This window comes from Nonomuraea maritima, assembly GCF_900100395.1.
GTDB classification, from domain to species: domain Bacteria; phylum Actinomycetota; class Actinomycetes; order Streptosporangiales; family Streptosporangiaceae; genus Nonomuraea; species Nonomuraea maritima.
Genome location: NZ_FNFB01000047.1, coordinates 25,697 through 33,794, shown reverse-complemented (window position 1 = coordinate 33,794; position 8,098 = coordinate 25,697). Strand labels below are relative to the sequence as shown.

5 protein-coding genes are annotated in these 8,098 nt (G+C 71.5%); 4 read left to right on the top strand and 1 reads right to left on the bottom strand.

The window, feature by feature from the left end; genetic code table 11:
- From BLR04_RS37725 to BLR04_RS37710, 4 genes are all read left to right on the top strand, one after another.
- The coding region (locus tag BLR04_RS37725; RefSeq protein ID WP_218129319.1) for a hypothetical protein at positions 1–425 on the top strand (425 nt) is incomplete at its 5' end.
- 15 nt (positions 426–440) lie between these two features.
- Positions 441–953 carry a tetratricopeptide repeat protein gene (locus BLR04_RS37720; protein ID WP_090773961.1) on the top strand — a complete coding sequence of 171 codons (513 nt, stop codon included), beginning with the start codon at positions 441–443 and terminating at the stop codon, positions 951–953.
- Between the two features lie 98 nt (positions 954–1,051).
- Positions 1,052–1,984 carry an aldo/keto reductase gene (locus tag BLR04_RS37715; RefSeq protein WP_090773960.1) on the top strand — a complete coding sequence of 311 codons (933 nt, stop codon included), beginning with the start codon at positions 1,052–1,054 and terminating at the stop codon, positions 1,982–1,984.
- Positions 1,985–2,057: 73 nt separating this feature from the next.
- A complete protein-coding gene (locus BLR04_RS37710; RefSeq protein WP_090773959.1) occupies positions 2,058–4,115 on the top strand; it encodes an NACHT domain-containing protein in 2,058 nt (685 codons plus the stop codon).
- A 51-nt stretch (positions 4,116–4,166) separates the two neighbouring features.
- Here the strand turns inward: BLR04_RS37710 and BLR04_RS37705 are convergent, their stop codons facing one another.
- A complete protein-coding gene (locus tag BLR04_RS37705) occupies positions 4,167–7,913 on the bottom strand; it encodes a S8 family serine peptidase (protein WP_218129318.1) in 3,747 nt (1,248 codons plus the stop codon).
- Positions 7,914–8,098 lie beyond the last annotated feature (185 nt).

Here is an 8,098-nt window from a genome sequence, read left to right as displayed (position 1 = left end):
GTACCGTTCTCGCCGGTGCGGTCATGGCCGGTGTGGCCGCCGCTCCCGCGCAGGCCGCCACCACGCAGGCCGCCGGTTCTGTGTCGTTCACGAAGCACTGGTTCGACGGGTACTCCGGTTTCAGCCGGGGTGAGTCGCGGGGTGAGCGTTCGTACTACAAGGGCTACTACTACTTCTCCAACGGTCGTTACTACTTCGACGTGGACGTGTGGGACCGTGACCGCGACCGTGAGAACACCTACGTCGACTTCGTCTACCACGACGACCGTGGCTGGCACCAGGGTCGCCGGTTCGTGACGGGCGGGCACGCGAAGTACCGCTTCAGCTACAGCGCCCGTGGCGTGTTCGACGGTTTCAAGTTCCGCATCGGTGAGGGCCGTCCGGGTCACTTCGACTGGAGCAGCTACTCCAACCGCTCCTGGTGAACCTGGCGTTGGGCCATGATCCTCCGAACGATCAACGAGTTCATCGCCTACGACGAGCGACAGCGGATGGTCCCCGCCGACCGCGCGCGGCTCGCCGCGGTCGTCAGCGCGGCACGCGACCGAGGTCCCACCGACCACGCGACCTTGCGCGCGGTCGGGATCGGGCTGCTGGTGCTGGGGGAGCACGGTGACGCGATCGGCCACCTCGAGCGCGCGCTCGACCTGGCGGACACGAGCGGCAGACGGATCGCCGCGTCGGTCAACCTCGCCGACGCCCACCGGTACTCGGGTGACCCGGCGGCCTCCGAAGCCCTCTGCCGTACGGCGCTCTCCCTCGCCAGGCGGGAGGCGCCCGAGCTGGTGAGTTTCGCGCTGCAGCATCTCGGCAAGACGCTCGCCGAGGCGGGGCGCGTACGGGAAGCACGTGAAGCGCTGGAGGAGGCACTGGCGCTGCGGGTCGCCGCGGGCGACCCCGAACTGATCGAGAGCAGCCGAGCCGCGCTCCGGCTTCTCGACCCCCGACAGTGACGAGACCTCCTGGTCGCGCGCTCAGGTTCGGAGCGTACCCTGTGGCTCGCCCGGGTCCTCGGGCCCACGGCCGTCCATTGTCATTGAGAGGGATGTTGATGAAGACCTTCACCTTGCCCGGCACCGACATGGTGGTGCCGAACGTCGTCCTCGGCCTGATGCGGATCCAGAACAAGACGGACGAGGAGGTGCGCACGCTCGTCAGCACGGCCCGCGACGCCGGCATCACCTTCCTCGACCACGCCGACATCTACGGCACCGGCGTGCACGGTTGCGAGCGCCGCTTCGCCGAGGCGCTGAAGCTGACCCCGTCGGAGCGTGAGCAGTTCGTCATCCAGTCGAAGGCCGGCATCGTCAAGGACGGGCCGTACTTCGACTTCTCCTACGAGCACATCGTGGAGTCGGTGAACGGCTCGCTCGAGGCGCTCGGCACCGACTACCTCGACATCCTGCTGCTGCACCGTCCCGACGCGCTCGTCGAGCCGGAGGACGTCGCGCGCGCGTTCGACGAGCTGTCGGCCGCGGGCAAGGTCCGCGCGTTCGGCGTCTCGAACCACACGCCTTACCAGATCGAGCTGCTGCGCCGGTACGTGACGCAGCCGATCGTCGCGAACCAGCTGCAGCTGTCGATCACGCACGCGTCGATGATCGCCCAGGGTGTCGCGGCCAACATGCAGGGCCTCGACCAGTCGATCGAGCGCGACAGCGGGATCGTCGACTACTGCCGTCTGAACGACATCACCGTGCAGGCGTGGTCGCCGTTCCAGGCCGGTTTCTTCGACGGCCCGTTCCTCGGCTCCGACCGCTACCCCGAGCTCAACGCCGTGATCGACCGCCTGGCGGCCAAGTACGGCGTGCCGGCGGAGGCGATCGCCGTCGCGTGGATCACCCGCCACCCCGCGCGGATGCAGGTCGTCCTCGGCACCACCACGCCCGAGCGCGTGGCCGCCGCCGCCCTCGGCTCGGACCTCCCGCTCACCCGCCCCGAGTGGTACGAACTGTTCCGCGCCGCCGGCTACACCGTCCCGTAACACCCGACAGCACGGGACGCCTTCTTACGGGCCTCGGGTGTCGTCGTGCGGGCTCGCGGGTCATGATCTAGGCATGAGGCCAGGGCGGTGGTGGGGGTTCGGCGGGTTCGCGGCCGCCACGGCCGCCGTCGTGATGGCCGTCGTCGCGCTCCCCGGCTCGCGACCCGGCGGGTTCGACCCGGTCAGCGCCACCGTCGCCCTGCTCGCGCTGGCGGTGAGCGTCTTCTCCGTCCAGATGGCCGTGCGCGCGTCCCGGTGGCAGCACCGGGACGTGACCGCCGCCGCCGCGCACCTGCTCGTGGACGTCCTGGACGAGGCGAACACCGCCCACCGGCACCTGCTGGGAGACGCCGGCACGGAGATCACCGTACGGTTCCTTCTCCGCCCGGCTTCCGCGCACAACGCCGCCGGCGCCGCGACGGGCAGCGACCTGTCGCAGGTCGTGGACTACTACGAGACCCTGTCGCCGCGCCGCATGGTGATCGCCGGGGCGCCGGGTGCGGGTAAGACCTTCCTCGCTCTGGAGCTCGTCCGTAGACTGCTCCGCCGACGCGGTCCCGGCGATCCGGTGCCGGTACGGCTCTCGGCCGCCTCCCTGGACACCGGTCAGGAGACCGCCACGGCGGTGGAGACCTGGCTGCTCCACCACCTCCAGCAGGTCTACGGCCTCCCGGCGGAGTCCGCGCGGGCGCTGGTGGCGGCACGGATGGTGACGCCGGTGATCGACGGGCTGGACGAGCTCGACCGCGCCGAGCGACCGGGGTACGCGTCGAGGGCCGGACAGGTGCTGCGCGCGGTGAACGCCTACCAGGACGTCTCCGGCGCGGGAGCCGTGGTGCTGACCTGCCGCAGCACCACGCTCCAGGCACTCGCGGGCGTGCACTTATGGGTGCGTGACGCCGCCACGGTGGAGATCGTCCCCGTCACCGCGGCACAGGCCGGCCGCTACCTGGCCGGCCGCGCCGCCCTCCCCGGCCGCTGGGCTCCGGTGCTCGCCAGGCTGCGGGCCGATCCGGACGGCCCACTGGCCGAGGCGCTCTCCACTCCGTGGCAGCTCACGCTGGCCGCCGACGTCTACGAATGGCGGGACCCGCTCGCCGACGGGTTCTCCCGCGATCCCGCGGAGCTGACCGGCGCCGGGCTCGACACCCCTGAGGCGATCCGTGACCACCTGCTGGGTCTGCTGGTCCCGGCCGCCGTCGCACGGCTGCGGCCGCCCGGCGACGTGGGCCCCGAGCGGGTGCGTCGGTGGCTGTCGGAACTGGCCCGGCACCTGAACGCCAACCTCGAGGCCATGCCCAGCCTGGGCGGACGGGTGCTGTCGGGCACCGACATCGTGCCGCACGAGCTGTGGCCCCTGGCCGGCCGCCATCGCGTCAGGATCGCGGTCGCCGCCGCCTGCGCGACGCTTTGGTCGGGGCTCTACGCGCTCGTCGTCGCCGTGACACTGTCGGCGGGCGGCGAGGTGTCGCTCAGCCGCCACCCCTGGCTCCTGGTGATTCCGCCCGTGATGGTCTTCCTGGTCTGGGACGGCTGGAGGGTCGTCTGGCACCGCCCGAAGGATGTGAACCGGCGTCCGCTCATGACGAGGGCCGGCCGGCGCAGGTTCGCCGGACAGGTCGGGCGCACGGCTGGTGCAGGGCTGGTCATCGGGGTCTGCTGCGGGATCTTCCTCGAGTACGCGGCAGGGCGCGGGTTCGCGGCCGGTCTCGCCGCAGGGCTGGGGGCGGGTCTCCCGGCCGGACTGGCGCTGGGGTTCTTCCTGGAGCCGCCCGTCCCGCGGGTGAGGCGGCCCTGGGAGGTCCTGCGCACCGACGTCGTCCTGCTGCTCGGGTCCGCGGCCTGCATCGGCGTGACGCTCGGGGTCGCGCTCTGGCTCGCCGACGGCTTGGCGCTGGGCGGCGTGATGTTCGTGGTGAGCTGGTTGCTGGTGGTGCCCGCCACGGGGAACCTGGCGCTGCGGTACGTCGCGTTCCTGCTGTGCACCCGACGCTGGAACAGGCGCTGGCTGCCCTGGCGGCTGGGGCGGTTCCTGCGGTGGGGCTACGACGCGGGGCTGCTGCGCACGGCCGGGATCGCGTACCAGTTCCGGCACCGCGAGCTGCAGGACCACCTCGTGCGCAGCCCGTGAGGACGCGGACGGCCCCGGGACTTTTCGTCCCGGGGCCGTACGGTCATGGGGTCAGCGCAGGCCGAAGGCTCGGGTGACCGTCTGGGTGACGGTGTTGCCGGATGCGTCCTGGGCTGTGGTGCGGAGCGTGGCGAACCGCGCCGACTTGGGGGCCTTCATGGTGAAGCGCCAGACGCCGTCCTTCTCCTTCGGCTTGTCGGCCTTCTGCCAGGTGGCGCCGTCGTCGTACGACAGCTCCAGGCCGATGTCGCGGATCTTCCCCGCGCCGTTCGCGTTCTTGAGGTGGGACGCCGTGACCTCGATGTCGGAGTGGCGCTTGGCCGTGCCGGCGAGGTCCGTGTCGACCCCGTAGTCGAGCTGGATCAGCGGCGGCTGCTGCGGAGTCTCCTCGACCTTGGTGAAGCCGAACGTCCACTCGGTCCTCGTCTGCGGCGAGTACGGCGAGATGTCGACCTTCTGGGTGGTCGTGAGAACCAGCCGCACCGGCGTCGGGCCGGGCGTGAGGGTGCCTTCCACGCTGCCGCCGAGCCCCTCGGAGATGAGCTGGTCGCCCTGGTACAGGCCGGCCACCCAGCTGATCTCGCCGTCCCAGGCGATGCCCGAGTGGCGCGGGTCGGCGTCGCCCCACGACGGCATGGTGTAGGCCGTCAGGTAGTCGCCGTAGATCACCGGCACGCCCGCGTTGATGTTCTGCTGGAGCAGGCGCGGCCGGATGACGGGCCCGAACCAGGTCGTCTCGGCCTTCTTGCCCGCCTGGTAGGTGAGCACGTCGGACGCCTCGGTGATCGGCAGCGCGACGGCCGACTCCATCCACTGGTCGCTGCCGCCGAGCCAGTCCGTACGCGTGCCCTGCGTCGTGATCGGGACGATCGCACCGCCGAGGGCGTTGCCCGGCTGCAGGGGGGAGATGTCGTAGCGCATGAAGACGCCGTCGCCGGCGACCGGGTTGCGGAAGTCCACGTCGACTCGGGCGAGGTCGCGGGAGGACGGCTCGTAGGTGAGCTTCGACGGGATCGTGCCCTCGTACCGCTGGACCAGGTCGTACACGTAGTCCGGGGCAGGGTGCGACTCGACGGTGAACTTGTCGCGTCCGCGGGCGAGCTGGGAGATCAGCTTCTCGCCCTGGTCGCGGCCGAGCGAGACGACGGGCAGGGGCGTCTTCGCGTCCTCCACTTCCAGCCAGGCGTCCAGGCGGCCGAGGCCGTCGTTGACGATGACGAGCAGCTTCGCCCCTGCGGCGGCGGCCGCGTCGGCCTGCTCCGTCGCGGGGACGTCGGCGTTGTGCCGGACGACGGCGACCTTGTCGCGCACCTTGGCCTGGGCGAACTCGGCGGGCGTGCCGTTGCCGGCGAAGGCCGTCTGCTCCTTGTTCTTGCCCTCTGCCGGGTACGCGGACCCGGCCTGCAGGCGGAAGTCGTCGTAGTCGTCGCCGTTCCCGCTGAGGGTCAGCGGCGGTTCGACCATGCTCCAGCGGACGCCGAGACCGAACGTGCCCTGGCTGACCTTCTTCTTGGTCGGGGTCACCCAGACGCTGTCGTACTCGTGGCCGATGATGTAGTTGTCGTTGAGCGGATACATGTCCGGATATGACCGGTGGTAGTCGACGCGGAACTCCTCCGTGGCGGCCTCCTTCGGCGTGATCGCCTTGGCCTGGCGCAGGTCGGCGGCGTTCAGCGTGACCGTCTGGTCAGCGTCCGCCAGGACGACCTCGGGCGCCACCAGGGCCGCCCGCCCGAGCGACGACGGGCCGTGCACGCCCTCGACGTCGGCGTACATGAGGAGGCTGTACGTGCCGGGCGGCAGCTGCAGGTCGAGCTGCCCGGACTCGTCGATCGAGTAGAGCTTCGGCGCGGTGTCGTGGGTGATCTCCTTCACCAGGATGTCGCCCGGCAGGCCGCTGCCGTCACGGTCCTTGGTGCGGACGGACAGGCCGATCCGCCGGCCCTCCTTGTTCATCCCGACCAGGGTGTGCACCATGGGGGTGCCGTCCGGCCCGGTCGCGACCACCGAGCCGTTGGCGTAGGTGTCGTCGTCCGCGCTGTCCAGGTTGACCGTCACGGTGACCTTGTCGGTCCCGTGGGCCGGCACCGTGACCTGGGAGGCCGACAGGGTGAACAGGCCCTCGGGCGCGGTCGGCGCGTTGACGGCCAGGTCGAGGGTGACGGGGGCGTCGCCGGTGTTGGTGTAGACGATCTCCTTCTCGACCTTCTGCCCCGGCGTGTACGGCCAGCGCAGGCCCGTGAAGTCGACACCGGTGGCGAAGACGGTGGCCGACGCCGCGGCGGCGACGTCGACGCGGCCCGAACCGGCCCAGTAGGCGTCGTACTGACGGGTGATCTTGCTGGTGCTGAGCAGGGCGTCCTTGAGCTGCTGCCCGTTCCAGTCGGGGTGCTGGGCGGCGAGCAGCGCGGCGGCGCCCGCCACGTGCGGCGTCGCCATCGAGGTGCCGTCCATCGTCAGGTACGGGCCCTCGCCCTCCTGCGCGTACTGCGAGCGGGCGGCGACGACGCCCACGCCCGGGGCGGTGATCTCCGGCTTGAGGCCGTTGTCACCGCGGCGCGGGCCGCGGCTGGAGAACACGGCGAGCCGGTCGAGCGAGTCCACGGCGCCCACGGTGAGCGCGGCGTCGGCCGTGCCGGGGGAGGCGACGGACTGCATGTCCGGGCCCGAGTTGCCGGCCGCGACGGTGAACAGCGCGCCGGTCTCGGCGCTCAGCCGGTTGACGGCCTCGCTCTTCGGGTCGGTGCCGTCGGTGGGGCCGCTGCCGAGGCTCATGCTGATGACCTTGGCGTGCTCCTCGCGGGCGGCCCACTCCATGCCGGCGATGATCCAGGAGTCCTGGCCCTCGCCCGCGTTGTTGAGCACCTTGCCGATGTGCAGCCGGGCGCCCGGCGCGACGCCGCGCTCCTTGCCGTCCGATGCGGCGCCGGTGCCGGCGATCGTCGAGGCGACGTGGGTGCCGTGGCCCACGCGGTCGATCACGTCCTCGTCGGGGACGAAGCTGCGCGTGGCGTCCAGCTGGCCGGCCAGGTCGGGGTGCTCGGCGTCCACGCCCGTGTCGAGGACGGCCACCGGGACGCCCTCGCCGGTGTTGCCGCTCGACCACACGGCGGGCGCGCCGATCTGGGCGGTGGAGTCGGCCAGGGTGGCGTGCACCTTGCCGTCCAGCCAGACCTTCGCGATGCCGCCGGTGAACGACGGGACGCCGGACGCCTTGCGCCGCTCGGCGGACGCGCCGCCGGTGAGGGCCGTCCAGAACTCCTCGGCCTGGTCGCGGCGCTGCTCGATCGCGGCGCCGCCGACGCTCGTGAGGGGGCGGACGGGTACGGCGCCCTCGGGCAGGGACGTGCTCTTCGCGCGCGCCGCCTCGTCCGTGTAGCTGACGATCAGGGGGAGTCGATCGACCTTGGCGTCGTCGTAGCCGTCCGCGATCAGCTGCGTCACGTTGAACAGCTGCTCGTCGAGGAGACCTGCGCCGATGTACGGGGCCACCGCGTCGGGGTAGACGTAGGTGTCCTTGCCGACGGTGACGACCTGGGCTCCGACCGGCCGGCCGTTCGGGTCGTGGACCGCGGTGGTGGTGACGCCGCCGACGGCGGCGACGGTGACCTTGTCACCGTTGATGAGAGTGATGGTGCGTGAACCGCCGGAGGCGGTCGGCGCCGGCTTCGGCGCGGTGGGGGGTGCGGTGGGGGGTGCGGCTCCGGACGCGGCGGTGGCCGGTGCGGCCGACCCGAGCGTCACGGCGATTAACGCGCCCACCGCCAGCGCACGCCGGCGGAAGGGATGAACGGTCAAGGCCCTTGTCTCCGATCAATTAGGACAAACCCCCAGATCTTCGCAGGCATTTGTTACAGCGAAGAATCTTGACGGGCCGGAGGTGTCACGCCGGGCTCGGGCCGACAGAACGGGCCACATCCCCTCAGGACGGGCGAGGGCCTGCGCTGGGGTGTGGGGGCGGGCGGGTGTGGGGCGAGCAGGAT